We start from the raw sequence: 888 nt of genomic DNA on the forward strand, positions 1-888 counted from the left end.
CCTTCGGACGACCCGTCGAACCCGACGTGAAGATCACATACGCCGTATGGTCCGGCGCCGGAGTCGCCACGTGGACCGGGACATCCGCCGCCGAATCGTCCGAAGTCGAATCATCCTGCGGCACAAAGTAGTCGACGAACAGGACGGCGCGATCGCTCTCGGTCCCGAAGCCTTCGCCGCGGGTGGTCAGCACACACACCGGATCGGCGGTGCCGAGAATGTAGTCGGTCCGCTCCGCCGGCTGATCCGGATCCACCGGCACGTAGGCGCCACCGGCCTTCGCGACCGCGACCATGCCGATCACCAACTCCACCGAGCGGCGCATACCGAGCGCGACCCGCTCTTCGGGATCGACGCCACGCGCGACCAGCTGCCGGGCGATCGCACCCGCCCACGCGTCGACCTGACGGTAGGTCCAGGTGCGACCGTCGAATTCGAGGGCCGGCGCGTCCGGGGTCGCGGCGACCTGCGCCTCGAACAACGACACCAACGTCGCCGACGCATCCACCTCGTGCGCAGTGTCGTTGAACGACTCCAGGATCCGAGACCGCTCCCCCGCACCGAGGATCTCCAGATCCCCGACCGGACGCGACGGATCCGCCACGATCTCCTCGAGCACCCGCACGAACCGCCCGACGAACGACACGACCGTCGACTCGTCGAACAACGCCGTCGCATAGGTCACGAAACCGCCGATCCCCGTGGGAGCCCCGGCCTCGTCGTAGGTGTCCTGCACGATCCAGTGCAGATCGAACTGCGAGGTGTCGCCGGCGAGGTCGATGCCCTCGACGCTGACCGACGGCAGTTCGAGCGAGGTCCGGGCGAGATTCTGGAAGGACAGACCGACCTGGAACAGCGGATGCCGCGCCGTCGACCGCGCCGGATTGA

The 888-nt window shown here is 67.9% G+C and carries 1 protein-coding gene; it reads right to left on the reverse strand.

Annotated features, from left to right (window positions below; genetic code table 11):
* A partial coding sequence (locus QR64_RS25045; RefSeq protein ID WP_039587796.1) for an AMP-binding protein occupies positions 1-888 on the reverse strand: 888 nt, incomplete at both ends.

The sequence above is a fragment of the Rhodococcus sp. Chr-9 genome (assembly GCF_000801125.1).
GTDB classification, from domain to species: domain Bacteria; phylum Actinomycetota; class Actinomycetes; order Mycobacteriales; family Mycobacteriaceae; genus Rhodococcus; species Rhodococcus pyridinivorans.